The organism is Lysinibacillus sp. NPDC056220 (assembly GCF_049315265.1).
Classification (GTDB): Bacteria; Bacillota; Bacilli; order Bacillales_A; family Planococcaceae; genus Lysinibacillus; species Lysinibacillus pinottii.
Genome location: NZ_JBMOXD010000001.1, coordinates 958541 through 976303, shown reverse-complemented (window position 1 = coordinate 976303; position 17763 = coordinate 958541). Strand labels below are relative to the sequence as shown.

Sequence of the window (17763 nt, the reverse complement as noted above, 5' to 3'; positions counted from 1 at the left end):
AAAACGGCCGATAACGGGAGGCAAAGCAACAATGGAACGTAGTTTATCGATGGAAGTAGTACGAGTAACAGAAGCAGCAGCAATTGCATCCGGGAAATGGATGGGACGCGGTTTAAAAATTGAGGCAGATGATGCAGCAACAACAGCGATGCGCAAAATGTTCGATACAATTCCAATGCATGCTACAGTAGTAATTGGTGAAGGTGAAATGGATGAAGCACCAATGCTTTATATTGGTGAAGAACTTGGCTTACGAAGTGGTGGTCCAAAAGTAGATATTGCTGTGGATCCATTAGAAGGTACAAATATTGTAGCAAAAGGTACGAATGGTGCCATGACAGTCCTTGCAATTGCAGATAAAGGTAATCTGTTAAATGCACCAGATATGTACATGGAGAAAATTGCTGTAGGGCCAGAAGCGGCTGGTAAAGTAGATATCAATGCTTCTGTCACTTATAACTTATTACAAGTAGCAAAAGCAAAAAATAAAGATATTTCAGATGTCGTTGCTACTCTATTAGATCGACCACGTCACCAAGCAATTGTTGATGAAATTCGCGAGGCTGGTGCACGTATTAAGTTTATTCAAGATGGCGATGTTGGTGCAGCAATTAATACTGCCTTTGATGAAACAGGTATTGATATTATGTTTGGAACAGGCGGCGCACCAGAGGGTGTTATTTCGGCTGTAGCCTTAAAATGCCTGGGTGGAGACTTCCAAGCAAAATTAGTACCCGAAGATGAGGAGCAATTAGAACGCTGCCATAAAATGGGTGTAGATGTGGATAAAGTTCTTTATTTAGACGATCTAGTAAAAGGTGACGACGCTATTTTTGCTGCAACAGCTGTGACAGATTGTGAGCTTTTAAAGGGTGTTCAATATAAAGGTGCTTACGCATTAACGCACTCGGTAGTTATGCGTGCTAAGTCTGGTACGGTTCGCTTTGTAGAAGGCCGTCACGCACTTGAGAAAAAACCTAGATATTAATGATATTATCTTCTAAAATATACCTAGTACATTTATTGTGCTAGGTACCTTCTTCTTAAAATAAACCATCCCGTAGTTTGTAAGGCAATGTTATATTATATGGTGGATTTGTTATTGACCTATAGAGGTAACCGTATACTATGAACAGAGCTATTCGTTCGTAAAAAATCTTCGATGATAACCCCAATAATTGTATTATATTTTGAAAAAGACTGGAGTTGTGCATATGTCTGCATTGACAATCGCTCAATTAGAAAACATGACGTTAAAAGAGCTTTACGCTCTTGCACGCCAATATAAAATTTCATATTATAGCAAGCTAACGAAAAAAGAATTAATATTTGCTATTTTGAAAACGCGTTCAGAGCAAGAAGGCTATTTCTTTATGGAAGGCGTACTTGAAATTGTTTCGCAAGAGGGCTTTGGCTTCCTTCGACCAATAAACTACTCTCCAAGTAAAGAAGATATTTATATTTCTGCATCTCAAATACGTCGCTTTGATCTTCGTAATGGGGACAAGGTATCTGGGAAGGTGCGACCACCTAAAGAAAATGAACGTTATTACGGCTTATTACAAGTAGATGCCGTCAATGGCGAGGATCCTGAAGTTGCAAAGGAACGTGTGCATTTCCCTGCTTTAACACCGTTATATCCAAACAGACAAATTAAACTGGAAACAACTCAGCGTAATTTATCAACACGTATTATGGATTTAGTGGCGCCTGTAGGTTTTGGTCAGCGTGGATTAATCGTAGCTCCGCCGAAAGCGGGGAAAACATCTTTATTAAAAGAAATTGCAAACGCTATTACGACAAATCATCCAGAAGCAGAGTTAATTGTCTTACTGATAGATGAACGTCCTGAAGAAGTAACGGATATTGAGCGATCTGTAAATGCAGATGTTGTTAGCTCAACGTTTGATGAAGTTCCAGAGAATCATGTCAAAGTAGCAGAAATCGTTTTAGAACGTGCACGCCGTTTAGTGGAACATAAACGTGATGTCATTATTTTAATGGATTCTATCACACGTTTGGCACGTGCATTTAACCTAGTTATTCCTCCAAGTGGACGCACGCTTTCAGGGGGGATTGACCCTGCTGCCTTCCATAGACCTAAGCGTTTCTTCGGATCGGCTCGAAATATTGAAGAAGGCGGTAGCTTAACGATATTAGCGACTGCTTTAGTAGATACTGGTTCACGTATGGATGAGGTTATTTACGAGGAATTTAAGGGGACAGGTAATTTAGAGCTTCATCTAGATCGCCAGTTGGCAGAGCGCCGAATTTTCCCTGCGCTTGATATTCGCCGTTCAGGTACACGTAAGGAAGAGTTATTGCTTGAGCCTGAACAACTTGAAAAACTATGGGCAATTCGTAAAACATTTTCAGACGCGCCTGATTTTGCGGAACGCTTCTTGAAAAAACTTCGTACAACAAAATCTAATGAAGAATTTTTTGAAAAACTGAACGAAGATATGAAAAAAGCAACAAAAGGTAAAGGTTTATTATAGAACTGCCATCACCATTGACAAATAATTGTCAATGGTGATTTTTTTTGTATATGTTTGAATGAAAAAATGTTTATTGAAATTGATAATCATTATCAATATAATGAAATTAATAAATATCTTTTTGAAGGAGATTCGGATGAATTATGATGCCTATATGCTGCTTTGGCAAAATGCCTATGTTCAAATGAAGCATATTAACTACATAAATAAATCAAAAGTTCAAGTTTCAAAGGTATTAACTAATAGTTCGTTTCTTATCATTACAGCAGGCGAGGCGCAAATTGTCATTGATGAGCAGCCTTATTATGTACAGCGTTTCAGTATTTTTCACATTGGTAAATCTCAGTGTTTGCAGATTAATGCACAGCATAGTGTTAGCTACTTCCTCATACGTTATGAAGGAGATGTCATCTATAAAGATGCCTTTATGCAGCATTTACAGATGCAATATCAACCTTTTCAAATAAATTTCTCTTGTGTGCCTGCTAATCCAATAGCCATTCATAACATTCTTCAAGATATGTATAGCAAATGGATATCTGGCTCTATTCAAGATCATTTTTCAGTCAAAGCTTCTTTGTATGAATTTGTTTATCGTATGTTTCAGGAATTAGCAGATGGGCAGGGCAACCCACATGAAATGGATAAGGCAGAAGTAGCACGGCTGTATATTCATCAGCATCTTCACCAACCATTATCTATACAATCACTGGCAGATACGCTCCATATTAGTACACGACATTTATTACGAATTTTTAAAGCACGCTATGGGGTAGGACCACAAATTTATTTACAGCAATTGAGAATTGAGCAGGCAAAACAATATTTGTTAGAAAATCAATTTGGTATAAAGGAAATTGCTATTTCACTTGGCTATGAAGATGAATACTATTTTAGTCGTGCCTTTAAAAAGGCTACAAATATGGCACCAAGTAATTTTAGGCTGAAATATGCATCATTTATGTCTGAAATGGCCATTACAAATGAGAATCATTTTCAATACAATGAAAATCAGCTCGCGCAAGCACACCGATTTGAGATTGGAGAAAATGAGATGATGATGCAAAAGATGATTCAACATATAAAACTGCCTTTTTTTCTGAGCCTGTTTGTTTTATTAGCTGCATGTAATGAAAATTCGGTCTCAACAAAAGTAGACCACACTATTTCAGATACTATAGAGACGAGAATGGTGACAGATGACAGTGGTCGTGAAGTAGAAATTCCAGTAAGAGCAAAAAGAGTCATCACAGACTGGTACTTAGGACAAATTTTAGCGTTAGATATTGTACCAGTAGGAGGCGTAACAGCTAACCTCGATTATGCAGCATTTCTAAAACAACACTACAAGGATGGGGAAATTACCAATATTGGTACTGATGGTAAGGTATCATTGGAAAAAATTCTAGAGCTAAAGCCGGATTTAATTATTACATGGAATCCAGAAGATGTAGGCAAGTATGAGAAAATTGCACCTACAATTGTTTTTGCTGAGGATGCTCATTCATCAGCTAGAGAGGAAATTGAGGCAATGGGGAATTATTTAGGAAGACAAAAAGAAGCAGAAATCTTTATGGATGAGTTTGAAGAACGTTTAGCCCAAGCTAAGGTAAAAATTAATGATGTAATTCCAGACGGAGCAACATTTACTATTTACGAAATGTTTGAAAAAATGCAACTATTGTTGGAAATTCAAGTGTATCGGGTGGTAGAGCACTCTATCAAATTTTGGGCATGAAACCACAAGAAAAAGTGCAGGAGTTATTTGATGCAAAAGAGGCGAGTGGTGGACGTTATGAGATCTCCTATGAGGTAGTAGGTGATTATGTAGGTGACTATAACTTCATGATTAACTTCTTTAACAAAGATGGGAAGTTGCCAGGCACTTGGACAAACTTAGATGTCGTAAAAAATAATCAAATCATAGAGCTTCCATCGGAATATTATTTTGCCTCAGATCCACTTTCGGGTCTCCATCAAGCTGAAGAGCTAGCTGACAAAATAGTAGAGTTTACCAAGGTTCAACAAAAATAAATTAGTAGATATGAAGATTGATATTGCAATAGGAGGCTACCAACCATGTTATTACAGCGATTTTTCTCATATTACAAACCGTATAAACGCTTATTTATTTTAGATTTTAGCTGCGCCATTTTAGTAGCATTAATTGAATTAGCGTTTCCAATTGTTTTAAATAAAGTAATTGATGATATTTTGCCAGATGGCGAGCTAAAGTGGATTATTATGGCGAGTTTATTGCTTTTTGCTTTATATATCTTTAACTCCATTCTCCATTTCATCGTTTCCTACTGGGGGCATATGCTAGGGATTAATATTGAAACGGATATGAGAAAGGAATCCTTTAGCCATGTACAAAAACTTTCCTTCAGATACTTTGATAATAATAAAACGGGGCATCTTGTTTCCCGATTAACAAACGATTTAATGGATATCGGTGAGCTTGCTCATCATGGTCCAGAAGATATTTTTATTGCTGCTATGACCATTATAGGGACATTTGGTGTCATGTTTTACATAGATCCAACCTTTACAATACTTATTTTCCTACTTGTGCCGATCATCCTAGTTTTGACAATTATTTTCGGAAAGTTAATGTCCAAAGCATTCCGTCAAATGTTTGGTGATATTGCTGACTTTAATGCACGTGTTGAAAACAATGTCAGCGGTATTCGCGTTGTACAGGCTTTTACAAATGAGGATCATGAAATTAAACGCTTTAAAGTGAATAATGAAAGATTCCGAATGACCAAGTTGTTCTCTTATAAGGTTATGGCTTGGAATGAAGCAATTTCAGGTATTCTGACAAAGATATTATCATTATTTACATTATTTGTTGGTGCTTATTTTGTGTTAAATGGTGATCTATCAAATGGGGACTTTATCGCATTTATTTTACTTTCCGGGATTCTGCTAGGCCCTATTAATAAAATCAATATGTTTATAGAAAGCTATCCAAAAGGGATGGCAGGATTTAGACGTTATATTGAATTCCTTGAAACAGAGCCTGAGATAGCGGATCGACCAGGAGCGAAGGACATCGATGAAATTGACGGAGAAATTACGTTCACAGATGTATCGTTTGGCTACTCGGATACAAATCGTGCTTTACATCAAATTAATTTAACGGTTCGTTCCGGTGAGACTGTTGCCCTTGTAGGTCCATCTGGGGCAGGGAAATCTACTATTTGCAGTTTGCTTCCCCGTTTTTATGATGTCAATGAAGGCTCCATTAAAATTGATGGTGTGGATATACGCGATTTCAAATTGCAATCATTGCGTGGCCATATTGGGATTGTTCAACAAGATGTCTTTTTATTTGATGGCACTATTCGTGATAATATCGCATACGGTAATTTGAATGCCAGTGAAGAAGATATTTGGTATGCCGCACAGCGCGCACAGCTGACTGATGTCATTAAGGCGCTCCCAGAGGGTATGGATACATTAATTGGTGAGCGGGGTGTGAAGTTATCTGGTGGTCAAAAGCAAAGATTATCCATTGCGCGAATTTTCCTGAAAAACCCAAAGATACTCATACTTGATGAAGCAACATCGGCATTGGACACTGAAACCGAACAAGCTATTCAACAAGCATTAAACGAGCTTTCCATTGGTCGTACGACGTTGGTAATTGCCCATCGATTAGCAACGATCAAAGATGCAGATAGAATTGTTGTTGTATCGAAAAAGGGCATTATTGAAGAAGGAACACATGAGCAATTAATGGAACGAAAACATGCTTATTATGGCTTGTATACAGCTCAATTTGGTCTACAAATATAAGGTTAGTTATAAGCTACTCTCAACAATGAAAGGAAGTTAATTATGTCAGTACTAGAAATAGATCGTGTAGCGATTGGTTATTCTTCGACGCTCATTGTCAATGATTTAAGTGTGGAAATTCCAAAAGGGCAAATCTCCACAATTATTGGACCGAATGGTTGTGGGAAATCTACTTTATTAAAGGCCGTGGCTCGTGTACTTCATACCCAAAATGGAGCTGTCTATTTAGATGGTAAAGCCATCCATCAATTGAAGACCAAGGAAGTTGCCAAAAGAATGGCTATTTTGCCTCAAACGGCAACAGCTCCAGGAGGCTTAACTGTATTTGAGTTGGTATCATATGGTCGCTTTCCTCATCAAGTCGGATTTGGCACATTACGCAAGGAAGACTATGAGTATATCCATTGGGCTATTGATGTGACAGGATTAAGGGATTTTAGTGATCGACCAATTGAAGCATTGTCGGGTGGCCAACGCCAAAGGGTGTGGATTGCCATGGCATTAGCACAAGGCACCGATATTCTAGTACTGGATGAACCAACCACATATTTAGATTTAGCCCATCAGCTAGATATTTTATTGCTTCTACAGAAGTTAAATAAAGAAGAAGGTCGAACAATAATCATGGTATTACATGATTTGAATCATGCGTCACGATTCTCCCACTTTATCTTGGCCATGAGAGACGGGAATTTAATGGTAGATGGAAGTCCAGAAAAAGTAATGACAAAGGAAAATTTACAAAGCGTTTTTAATATTGATGCTGAAATGGCTGTTTGTCCATATAGTAATAATCCAATCTGCCTATCCTATCAGCTATACGATATGAAGAAATAAAATCTAGTCCGTATGTGTATTGGGAAGTTTATAAGGAGGAAATAGAATGACTACGTCGACAGGAGTAGGAGAGCTCAACGATTTAGAGGAGCTACAGAAACGATCTCATCCGATCCGTGGAGTAGTGGCTTTAATTGTAGGAGTAATTGGATTAATTTTAGCTATTGGCTTATCGATTTCTTTTGGTGCAGCAGATATTTCACTAGGTACTGTTTGGACAGCAGTTACCCATTTTTCACCGGAATTAACGACACATCAAATTATTCATGATATTCGCTTACCACGAGTACTTGGGGCTGCTCTAGTAGGAGCAAGCTTTGCAGTAGCCGGGGCGATTATGCAAGGTATGACACGTAACCCATTAGCAGATTCAGGATTGTTAGGCTTGAACTCAGGAGCCGCATTTATGTTGGCCGTGTGCTTTGCCTTTTTCCCTGGTATGCCATATATATTTTTAATTTTATGGTCCTTTATAGGAGCAGGTCTTGGGGTGGCCATTGTTTATGGTATTGGGTCACTGTCTAAAGGTGGCTTAACACCAATGCGACTTGTTTTAGCAGGTGCGGCTGTTAGTGCATTGCTTGGAGCGCTAGGAGAAGGAATTGCCCTTTATTACCGTATTGGTCAAGACCTGGCCTTTTGGTATGCAGGTGGTGTCTCGGGAACAAAATGGAGCCATCTACAAATACTATCACCTTGGATTCTTATTGCGATGATAGGAGCTCTTATCTTATCACGGTCAATCACTGTACTGAGCTTAGGGGAAGAAATTGCTGTTGGACTTGGTCAAAGAACGGCTGTTGTGAAAATATGGGGCATGATTATTGTGTTAATTTTAGCAGGTGCAGCAGTTTCTGTTGTTGGAGCAGTTGGTTTTGTAGGCTTAATAGTTCCTCATTTAACGAGATACATAGTGGGTCATGATTATCGCTGGATTATCACATGTTCTTTAGTATATGGAGCATTGCTTGTGGTGTTAGCTGATTTAGTAGCACGCATTATCAATCCACCTTATGAAACGCCGATTGGTGCTTTAATTGCCTTTATTGGTGTACCCTTCTTCCTTTATTTAGCGCGTAAAGGAGGGAAAGAGTTATGAGTAACAGCTACTTAACACCAAGTCAGCAGAAAACAAGAAAGAAAAATTTTATCATCATTGCTACATTGCTTGTTTTAATCTTCGTTACCTTTGTGATTAGTATGAATACTGGGGTGATTAAGCTAACGCCGTTGGAGGTTTTTAAGACTCTTTTTGGACAAGGAGATGCACAACAACAATTAATCTTATTTGAATTTAGGCTTCCACGAATTGTGATTGCTGTATTAGTGGGAATGGGCTTAGCTATTTCAGGGGCAATTTTACAAGGCGTTTCCAAAAATGCTTTAGCAGACCCAGGTATTTTAGGGATTAATGCTGGTGCTGGTCTTGCAGTTATGCTGTATATTTCATTTTTTCCAACAACGAAGGCAGCACCTGTTTATTTACTCCCTGTACTTGCCTTTGTCGGAGCAGGCTTAACAGCAGTCCTAATTTATTCACTTTCTTATAAACGACACGAAGGTATTACACCGATGCGCTTAATTTTAACAGGGGTGGCTATAGCAGCCGGAATTAGCTCGGCAATGATTGTGCTAACACTACGGCTATCTCCTGAAAATTATCAATTTGTGGCTACATGGCTGGCGGGGAGCATTTGGGGTTCAAATTGGAGATTTGTTCTCTCGCTGCTCCCATGGCTAGTGATCTTATTACCATTTGTTTATGCGAAATCGCGGGTATTAAACATTTTAAATTTAGGGGAATTAACAGCTGTTGGATTAGGTGCCTCGATTGAAAGAGAGCGCCGTTGGCTATTAGCGGCAGCTGTTGGTTTAGCAGGAGCTAGTGTTTCTGTAAGTGGTGGTATTGGCTTTGTAGGGCTTATTGCCCCACATTTGGCTCGCCAGCTGGTTGGAGCAAAGCATCAATTTTTACTTCCTGCGGCGGCATTATTGGGTGGTTTCCTCGTATTAATGGCTGATACGATAGGTCGTTCTATTCTCGAGCCTTCAGAAATTCCAGCAGGGATTGTAGTAGCCGTTATAGGCGCTCCTTATTTCTTGTATTTATTAGCACGATTTAAGGAATAAATAGTGAAGGTACCTTGGTGAACAATAAAAGTGTATGAGCCGAGTGCAAATAATTATTGACGGAGTTAAGATGAAGGGGATGGAATGTAAAAATGGAGAACGAACTCTATGATGTAACGATTGTTGGCGGTGGCCCAGCAGGTCTCTATACAGCCTTTTATAGTGGGATGCGAGATTTAAAAACGAAAATTATCGAGTATAGCTCTCAGCTTGGTGGTCGTATGTTAATTTATCCCGAAAAAATGATTTGGGACGTTGGTGGAGTTACCCCTATTTTAGGTGGACAGCTCATCAAACAGCTTGTTGAACAAGCTCAAACCTTCGATCCAACAATTATATTAAATCAAAAGGTGGAAGGATTAGAGAAGCAACCAGATGGAACATTTATTTTAACGTCCTCAACGGGTGAAAAGCATTTTTCCAAAACAGTGATTTTGGCGGTTGGTTATGGCGTTCTGACGATGCAAAAGCTTGAAATAGAAGGAGCAGATCGCTATGAAGTAACTAATTTACACTACACTGTACAGGAATTAGAGATTTTTCGGAATAAACATGTCTTAATTTCAGGTGGTGGTAATTCAGCTGTCGATTGGGCGAATGAGTTAGAGCCAATTGCAGCAAGTGTGACCATCGTTCATCGTCGTGAGGACTTTGGTGGTCATGAAAAGAACGTTTTACGGATGAAGGAATCCTCCGTATGTGTAAAAACACCATTTGAAGTAGTGCAATTACATAGTGATGGGGATTTAATACAGTCTGTATCGATTATGAATAAAGAGACGAATGAGATAGAGCGAGTTGAAGTAGATGCCGTTATTGTGAACCATGGCTTAAAATGTGATTATGGTGCACTAGAAGAATGGGGATTACATATTAAAGATGGTGTGGCACTCGTCAATGAAAAGAGGGAAACTAATATAGAAGGAATCTATGGTGCAGGTGATTTTATTGATCATCCAAGTAAAGTTAGGTTAATAGCAGGTGCCTATACAGATGGTATATTAGCGTTAAATAGTGCAAAGCTATTAATAGAACCTGATGCACCAAAGGTTGCTTATGTGTCTTCTCATAATATCCGATTCAAAGAGCGAAATGAAAAAATAGGGTTACAAGACAATGATTATCGAGAAGTTCGAGGATAAAAACGATGGATATCTTTCTTTTGATATTTTTTTCTTGAAAATAATAAAACGACTATGCTATACTTCTTAGGTATGCAACGTGTACATATATAGCTGATGGTTTCACTCATATTCGGGCTATGTAAGGTACAGTTCGATAATACTCTGTTCCAGATGGTTCAGGGCGAGAGGAGAAAACGAATATGAAACAAGGAATTCATCCAGACTACAAAGAAGCAACAGTAACTTGCTCTTGTGGGAACACTTTCAAAACTGGTTCAGTAAAAGAAAACATCGTTGTCGAGTTCTGCAACGAATGTCACCCATTCTATACTGGCCGTCAAAAATTCGCGTCTACTGATGGTCGCGTGGATCGTTTCAACAAAAAATACGGTCTTAAAAACTAATGTTAGTTTAATACCTGCCAAGCATGTGCTTGGCAGGTATTTTTTTCAGTAAATATGACACGTTGATGCAAGTCTTTTCAAAATACAGATCGACCAAAAGAAAGGGAGAAGACAGTATGGCGCAGCTATATTTTAAACATGGTGCAATGAATAGTGGAAAATCAATAGAGATTTTAAAAGTTGCCCATAATTACGAAGAACAGCAGAAACCTGTAATGATGTTTACATCAGGTTTAGATACACGTGATGAGGTTGGCTTTGTTTCTAGTCGAGTAGGTTTAAGACAGCAAGCCATTCCTGTTTATGAAGATACAAATATTTTTGAGCTTGTGCAAAACAATGCAGTTAAACCATACTGTGTACTTGTGGATGAAGTTCAATTTTTAAAAAAAGCTCATGTTTTACAACTAGCTAACATTGTGGATGAATTAGATATTCCAGTTATGGGCTTTGGCTTAAAAAATGATTTTCAAAATGAGCTGTTCGAAGGCAGCCAATACATGCTTACATATGCAGATAAAATTGAAGAAATGAAAACCATTTGTTGGTTCTGTCATAAAAAAGCAACGATGAATTTACGAGTAGATGGAAATGGACAGCCTGTATATACGGGAGATCAAATTCAAATTGGTGGAAACGATTCCTATTATCCTGTATGTCGAAAATGTCATGCTCATCCTTCGCTATAATGGAGGACTAAGAAAAAGTGGCGTAGATGCGAAAAGTTTTTTATACTAAGTAGTGGACATAAACATTGTAAATAACCATTATGCATTAGCGTAATTTTAATGGAGAGCTCTTGAAAAATAGGAGCAATTTAAGAAACTAAATTGAGGTGAAATCCATGTTTGATCGATTACAAGCAGTGGAGGATCGCTATGAAAGGCTGACAGAGCTTTTAAGCGACCCAGATATTGTTAATGACAGTAAGAAATTACGTGAATATTCGAAGGAACAATCAGATATCCAAGAAACTGTGGATACGTATCGTGAATATAAAAATGTCAAAGAGCAATTAGTAGATACACGTGAAATGTTAGATAGCGAAAAAGATCCTGATATGCATGAAATGGTAAAGGAAGAATTTAACCTATTAAAAGCTCAGCAGGAAGAACTTGAAGAACGTTTACGTATTTTATTAATTCCCAAAGATCCTAATGATAATAAGAACGTTATTATGGAAATTCGTGGAGCAGCTGGCGGAGATGAGGCAAATATTTTTGCGGGTGATTTATTCCGCATGTATTCTCGTTATGCAGAAACACAAGGCTGGAAAATTGATATTATGGAAGCCACTCCAAACCCGATGGGCGGCTATAAAGAAGTAATCTTTATGATTAACGGACAAGGTGCTTATTCAAAGTTCAAATTTGAAAATGGTGCCCACCGTGTACAACGTGTACCAGCTACCGAATCACAAGGACGTATCCATACATCTACAGCAACAGTAGCCTGTTTACCTGAGGTAGAGGAAGTAGACGTTGAAATTCATGAAAAAGACATTCGTGTAGACACATTCGCATCTTCAGGTGCAGGTGGTCAATCCGTAAATACAACGATGTCTGCGGTCCGTATGACCCATTTACCAACAGGTGTTGTAGTTTCCATGCAGGATGAGCGTTCGCAAATTAAAAACCGTGAAAAGGCAATGAAAATTTTACGCGCTCGTGTAGCAGATATGTATATGCAAGAGGCACAAAAAGAGATCGATGCCACACGTAAGTCTGCTGTGGGTTCTGGTGATCGCTCTGAGCGAATTCGCACATACAATTATCCACAAAACCGTGTAACAGACCACCGTATTGGGTTAACAATTCAAAAGCTAGATCAAATCGTCGAGGGTAGATTGGACGAAATTATCGATACGCTTATTTTAGAAGAACAAGCATCGAAGCTAGAGCGTTTAAATGATGACTTATAAAAATGTGATGGAGGCCCTTGAGTGGGCTTCTTCTTTTTTAGTGGATAATGGTCGGGAGCAAACTGCGGCACGTATTGTTATGCAGCATATACTTGGTACAAGCTATTCAGAGGTTATGCTACATTTACAGGATAAATTAACAGAAGCACAGCAAGTAAAATTTAAAGCCCTTATAGAGGAACATATCAATGGTCGCCCAGTTCAGTATTGTGTGGGAAGTGAGGAGTTTTATGGTCGTTCATTTATCGTCGATGAATCAGTATTAATTCCTCGACCGGAAACGGAAGAACTGATTCTTGGCACTATCAATCGTATGACTAAACTATTTCAACACCAAGCATTGAAGGTAGCTGATATAGGTACAGGCAGTGGTGCTATTGCCATTTCAATGAAGCTGGAGTGTCCTACGTTAACGGTCGTAGCTACTGATTTATCTGAAGCTGCATTAGCGACAGCACAAAAAAATGCACAGAGATTAGAGGCTAATATTGATTTTAGGCTGGGAGATTTAACTGCTCCGCTCGCAGGTGAGAAGTTTGATATTGTTTTATCGAACCCTCCCTATATCGCTTTTGAAGAGGCGCAGGCTATGTCGGATGTTGTATTAAAGCATGAGCCTCATAGCGCGTTATTTGCTGAGGAAGATGGTCTTATTTTATATCGACAATTAGCAGAGCAATTGCCAGCGTATATGAATAGACCAGCATTAATTGGGTTAGAAATCGGTTATACACAAGGTGAAAAAGTAGCAAAGTTCTTTCAAGATAGTTTTCCACAGGCTACGATTTCGATAGAAAAAGATATTAATGGTAAACCGCGAATGATTTTTTGTGAGATTCATGTATAAAGTGTCTTCATCTTGCCAACAATGTTGAGCAAGGAGGGATTTACATGTTAAATGAATACAAGATTATTAGATTACCTAAACAAAATATCTTTCTAGCGTTTGCTAGATTAGTAGTAGTGGCCATTGCTTTACAGCTATGTGTTTTATATATTCCATCATTAGTAGGTTTTGCAAAAGAGGCTACTAATCAAGAACAAGAAAAAGATTTTAGAATTCGTGTAATTGCTAATAGCAATACAGCACAAGATCAGCATGAGAAAGAGCAGCTTGTTGAAGAATTAAAACCCTATTTTATGCAAGTAGTATCTGCAGGTGTTGCAGGGAATGAGCAAATTCAAACGTTAAAGCAACAAATTGAAACAGAATTAAGCAAAAATTATCCACAGATAGATACACAGGTAGTGGTTGGGGATAACTTATTTCCGCCTAAAAGACAGGGAGCGGTATTATATCCACAAAATGTGTATCACTCCATTGTAGTTAAAATTGGTGATGCGCGTGGTGATAACTGGTGGTGCAGTATATTCCCATCCATTTGCGAGCCCGAAAAAGAAGAAGTAAAAGCAGAAGAGCCAGAAGAGGAAGAGCAAGTAACATTCTTTATTTGGGAATGGATTAAAGGACTTTTTGCATGAATTGTTCACAAATTCAGATAACTTATGCACATTTTTTAAGCAGTTATAAACAATTTGTGGATAATTCAGTAAGAATCAATAAATGAAGGTAGGTTTTAAACATGGAAACCGTTTGCAAGGTTGTGGACAGTAATGTGAATAGTCAAATAAATTATACACAAGCTGTGGATATCTTAAATGCGGGAGAGGTAGTAGCATTTCCGACAGAAACGGTTTATGGGCTGGGTGCTGTTGCAACAAATGATACGGCAGTGAAGAAGATATTTGAAGCGAAGGGCCGCCCTTCAGATAACCCTTTAATTGTTCATGTTGGTACAAAAGAGGAAGTAACGAACTATATAGAACATATTTCTGAAATAGCCAAACAATGCATCGATTTATTTTGGCCAGGACCGTTAACGCTTGTAATGCCTGCTAAACCAAATGTGCTGGCTCAAAGTGTAACGGCTGGATTATCGACTGTCGGCATCCGTATGCCAGACCATCCAGTAGCACTTGCCTTATTACAGCAGCTTCAAAAACCACTTGCTGCGCCAAGTGCTAATCGTAGTGGTAAGCCGAGTCCAACAGAAGCTATCCATGTTTTAGATGATTTGGGAGGGTACATACCTTATATATTGGATGGAGGTTCCACAGGCATTGGGTTAGAATCCACTGTATTAGATGTGACACACGAGCCTCCAGTAATTTTACGTCCGGGTGGCATTACGAAGGAGATGCTTGAAGCAACAATTGGTCCGGTTATTCAACCAACCAAAATAGAGCAGAAACTAAAAGAGACACCAAAGGCTCCAGGCATGAAATATACACATTATGCACCAAATGCGCCGGTATACTTAATCAATTGCCATGATGGGGAAGTAAGCGAAGCTGTTCAACAATTACAGCAGCAAGGACATGAAGTAGCACTTCTTGCACCTCAAAATTTCCAACATATTAAAGCTGATTTTTACTTCTCAGTAGGTGAAGAGGGAAGTAAAGAAGACATGGGTGCTTCGTTATACCATGCACTTAGAGCATGTGATAAAACAACAGCTACCGTTATTTTAGCTACGACAACTTCGACTGAAGGCGTAGGGGCAGCTATTATGAATAGACTTGAAAAGGCTTCTGGAGGCAAATGGTATTCATTGTAAATAAAAATGAGTGACAAAAGACATTAATAAATTTACATGTCTTTTGTCCTTTTTTTATAGGCAGGGATCCTCTTTATAAAAAGGAAAATCTTATGTGGACAAATATGATAATAATGTATTTTCGAGCATAAAATGATAATATATTAGGGAGAGAAGGAGTGTATTCTTGCAGGGAATTCTTGCAGGTATATTAACGTCTGTTGATGTTATTGGTCTATATGTATTGCTGCCAAATGTTAGATATCGCTTATTTTTATCACTATGGACGGCTGCACTGCATATGCTTTTTCCTTTGTTGGGATTTGAATTAGGAAACTATTTAGTTCGTTTTCTATTAGAATGGGGACAATGGATATCGAGTATTTTGTTATTTTGCATGGGCATGCATTTACTATTATTCTCTCATCGGGATGAAAAAGTAACAATTTCCCCCGTACTTTTAGCTGTGACTGCAAGCCTAGATACCTTTTCAGTTAGTGTTTCTTTTGGTATGCTAAACTTAGAAAAAACCATTTTTATAATGAGTGCAGGCTTGAGTGCCTTGATTTGTGCCTATGGGTCATTAGTCATTGCACGTAGGAGCCAAGTCTTTTTTGGAAATAAAATTCAAATCATTGCTGGCATTATATTTATAATTATGAGTATCCTAGCTATTCAGCAATAATTCAATATAAATCGGAGAGTGATAAGTGTGAAAATATTATTTGTTTGTACAGGCAATACTTGTCGCAGTCCAATGGCAGAAGTCATATTAAAACATAAACAAATAGACAATTTAGAAGTACGTTCTGCAGGTATTTATGCTATGCCTAATGCCCAAATGTCAGCACATGCGCAACAAGTGTTAAATGAAGCTCAAATGTCTCATCAGCATTCTGCAACACAATTATCCATGGTAGAAATGGAATGGGCAGATTTAGTCCTAACAATGACTACCGCTCACAAAGACACTGTCATCTCAAGCTTCCCAGGCACTGATCATAAAGTATTCACATTAAAAGAGTATACAAATGAAGGTAGCCTAGAGAATGTAGTAGATCCTTACGGCGGTAACAGAGCAATATACGAAGCAACATTTGCGGAACTACATGAATTGGTTGATCAATTAATAAAAAAACTACAATAGAATTGAGGAGCCCTATGAAAAAACAATTTGGTTTACGACTTAAATTGGTGTTATTTGTGAGCGTGCTAGCATTAATTACTTACAGTATCAGTTTTATATTTATTGAATTCTTACAACCGACCTTCTTCCCAAGTATTAATGGAAAAGTATTTCAAGTGGTGACGTATGCATTAGGAATCACATGGTCAGGTATATTGGCTGCCATCTTTAGCGTGATCTTAATTAAACCTTTACAACAACTTGAGCATTCCGCAACTCTAGTAGCAGAGGGGAAAATTGGGCAGGATGTTCAGATGCCTAAAACAAACGATGAGATTCGTTCGGTTGCAGAGGCATTTCAACAAATGGTATTAAATTTACGTCAAATGGTGGAAAGTATTGACCAAAATTTTCAACAGACCAATCAATCGATTATTCAGCTCTCAGATGAAGCGGGAGTCGCTACTCGAAAAGCAGAAGGTATTGCTTCAACCGTTAAGCATATTTCGGCAGGAGCTGAAGCATCTGCGACAGCTGTACAAGATACCGCTGAAGCAATTGAGGATGTACGAGCTCTTGCGACAGAAGTAAATAGTAGAGCAGAAGCATCGGCATCACAATCTAAAGAGATTTTACATAATTTATCGACAACAACAAATGCAATCGAAACATTAGTTAATAGTATTCAACAAATAGCTACTGGTAACAATGAGGCATTAAAAAGCATTCATGCTTTAGAAGAAAATGCTGGCCAAGTAGAGCGCATTATTGGCTTAGTTGGTGATATTGCGGCACAAACAAATTTACTAGCTTTAAATGCATCTATTGAAGCGGCTCGTGCTGGAGAACATGGAAAAGGCTTCGCTGTGGTTGCGGAGGAAGTGCGTGGTTTAGCAGATGAAAGTGCAAAAGCTGTGCAAGGGATTACAGCTCTAATCCAATCTATGCAGCAAAATGTTGAAGTCGTAGTCAAACAAATGAATGAACAGGTAGCATTTGCAACGAAAGAAGCAGATCGCGTATCTGAAACAACAACAGCTGTAGAAGGTATGTCGTCTAACGTACATGAAATGGCAACAGCGATTGTAGAGATATCTTCACTAATTGAACAGCAGATGCATAATATTGAAACTACTGCTCGTCAATCACAAGAAGTGGCTGCAATTGCAGAGGAAACATCAGCAGGTGCACAAGAAGTTCGTAGTGCGGCTGAAGAACAAGCCTACGCCATTGAACAAGTAGAGCACCTAGCGCAAAGTTTAAAAAAGCAATCAGAAGCTTTGCATAAAGTGATTCAACAATTTGATCGACAGGCTTAGTCA

18 protein-coding genes are annotated in these 17763 nt (G+C 38.4%); all 18 read left to right on the top strand.

Features of this window, described 5'->3' with window-relative positions:
- Window positions 1-31 precede the first annotated feature (31 nt).
- The 18 genes from glpX (at window position 32) to ACOZBY_RS04520 (ending at window position 17760) form a co-directional block, all read left to right on the top strand.
- Window positions 32-988 (top strand): class II fructose-bisphosphatase, encoded by a 957-nt coding sequence (gene glpX / locus ACOZBY_RS04605; RefSeq protein WP_008179010.1) that lies wholly within the window; start codon window positions 32-34, stop codon window positions 986-988.
- A gap of 226 nt (window positions 989-1214) precedes the next feature.
- Window positions 1215-2498 carry a transcription termination factor Rho gene (rho, locus tag ACOZBY_RS04600; RefSeq protein ID WP_012292741.1) on the top strand — a complete coding sequence of 428 codons (1284 nt, stop codon included), beginning with the start codon at window positions 1215-1217 and terminating at the stop codon, window positions 2496-2498.
- Window positions 2499-2634: 136 nt separating this feature from the next.
- Window positions 2635-4236, top strand: coding sequence for a helix-turn-helix domain-containing protein (locus ACOZBY_RS04595; RefSeq protein WP_422761598.1), 1602 nt, complete (start codon window positions 2635-2637; stop codon window positions 4234-4236).
- Window positions 4227-4532: a hypothetical protein gene (locus ACOZBY_RS04590; protein WP_422761596.1), complete on the top strand. Its 306-nt coding sequence runs from the start codon at window positions 4227-4229 to the stop codon at window positions 4530-4532. Before ACOZBY_RS04595 ends, ACOZBY_RS04590 begins: the two co-directional genes overlap by 10 nt.
- A gap of 45 nt (window positions 4533-4577) precedes the next feature.
- Window positions 4578-6302 (top strand): ABC transporter ATP-binding protein, encoded by a 1725-nt coding sequence (locus ACOZBY_RS04585; RefSeq protein WP_289449491.1) that lies wholly within the window; start codon window positions 4578-4580, stop codon window positions 6300-6302.
- A 42-nt stretch (window positions 6303-6344) separates the two neighbouring features.
- Window positions 6345-7139: an ABC transporter ATP-binding protein gene (locus ACOZBY_RS04580; RefSeq protein ID WP_422761594.1), complete on the top strand. Its 795-nt coding sequence runs from the start codon at window positions 6345-6347 to the stop codon at window positions 7137-7139.
- 46 nt (window positions 7140-7185) lie between these two features.
- Window positions 7186-8238 (top strand): FecCD family ABC transporter permease, encoded by a 1053-nt coding sequence (locus ACOZBY_RS04575; protein WP_031418493.1) that lies wholly within the window; start codon window positions 7186-7188, stop codon window positions 8236-8238.
- The gene (locus ACOZBY_RS04570; RefSeq protein WP_289449489.1) at window positions 8235-9269 is read left to right on the top strand and encodes a FecCD family ABC transporter permease; all 1035 of its coding nucleotides are present in this window, start codon (window positions 8235-8237) and stop codon (window positions 9267-9269) included. Before ACOZBY_RS04575 ends, ACOZBY_RS04570 begins: the two co-directional genes overlap by 4 nt.
- Window positions 9270-9361: 92 nt before the next feature.
- The gene (locus ACOZBY_RS04565; protein ID WP_422761591.1) at window positions 9362-10411 is read left to right on the top strand and encodes an NAD(P)/FAD-dependent oxidoreductase; all 1050 of its coding nucleotides are present in this window, start codon (window positions 9362-9364) and stop codon (window positions 10409-10411) included.
- A 182-nt stretch (window positions 10412-10593) separates the two neighbouring features.
- Window positions 10594-10797 (top strand): 50S ribosomal protein L31, encoded by a 204-nt coding sequence (rpmE, locus tag ACOZBY_RS04560; RefSeq protein WP_025114780.1) that lies wholly within the window; start codon window positions 10594-10596, stop codon window positions 10795-10797.
- Window positions 10798-10913: 116 nt separating this feature from the next.
- Window positions 10914-11486 (top strand): thymidine kinase, encoded by a 573-nt coding sequence (locus tag ACOZBY_RS04555; protein ID WP_012292749.1) that lies wholly within the window; start codon window positions 10914-10916, stop codon window positions 11484-11486.
- 155 nt (window positions 11487-11641) lie between these two features.
- Window positions 11642-12718: a peptide chain release factor 1 gene (prfA, locus tag ACOZBY_RS04550; protein ID WP_012292750.1), complete on the top strand. Its 1077-nt coding sequence runs from the start codon at window positions 11642-11644 to the stop codon at window positions 12716-12718.
- Entirely contained in the window at window positions 12705-13565 is an 861-nt protein-coding gene (prmC, locus tag ACOZBY_RS04545; protein ID WP_031418500.1) for a peptide chain release factor N(5)-glutamine methyltransferase, read from the top strand. Before prfA ends, prmC begins: the two co-directional genes overlap by 14 nt.
- 44 nt (window positions 13566-13609) lie before the next feature.
- Window positions 13610-14200 (top strand): stage II sporulation protein R, encoded by a 591-nt coding sequence (locus ACOZBY_RS04540; protein WP_036166897.1) that lies wholly within the window; start codon window positions 13610-13612, stop codon window positions 14198-14200.
- A gap of 101 nt (window positions 14201-14301) precedes the next feature.
- Window positions 14302-15336, top strand: coding sequence for an L-threonylcarbamoyladenylate synthase (locus ACOZBY_RS04535; RefSeq protein WP_325881097.1), 1035 nt, complete (start codon window positions 14302-14304; stop codon window positions 15334-15336).
- A 166-nt stretch (window positions 15337-15502) separates the two neighbouring features.
- A complete protein-coding gene (locus tag ACOZBY_RS04530) occupies window positions 15503-16000 on the top strand; it encodes a manganese efflux pump (RefSeq protein WP_012292754.1) in 498 nt (165 codons plus the stop codon).
- Between the two features lie 27 nt (window positions 16001-16027).
- Window positions 16028-16462, top strand: coding sequence for a low molecular weight protein arginine phosphatase (locus ACOZBY_RS04525; protein WP_031418503.1), 435 nt, complete (start codon window positions 16028-16030; stop codon window positions 16460-16462).
- 14 nt (window positions 16463-16476) lie between these two features.
- On the top strand, window positions 16477-17760 hold the full coding sequence (locus tag ACOZBY_RS04520) for a methyl-accepting chemotaxis protein (protein WP_012292756.1): 1284 nt from the start codon (window positions 16477-16479) through the stop codon (window positions 17758-17760).
- Window positions 17761-17763 lie beyond the last annotated feature (3 nt).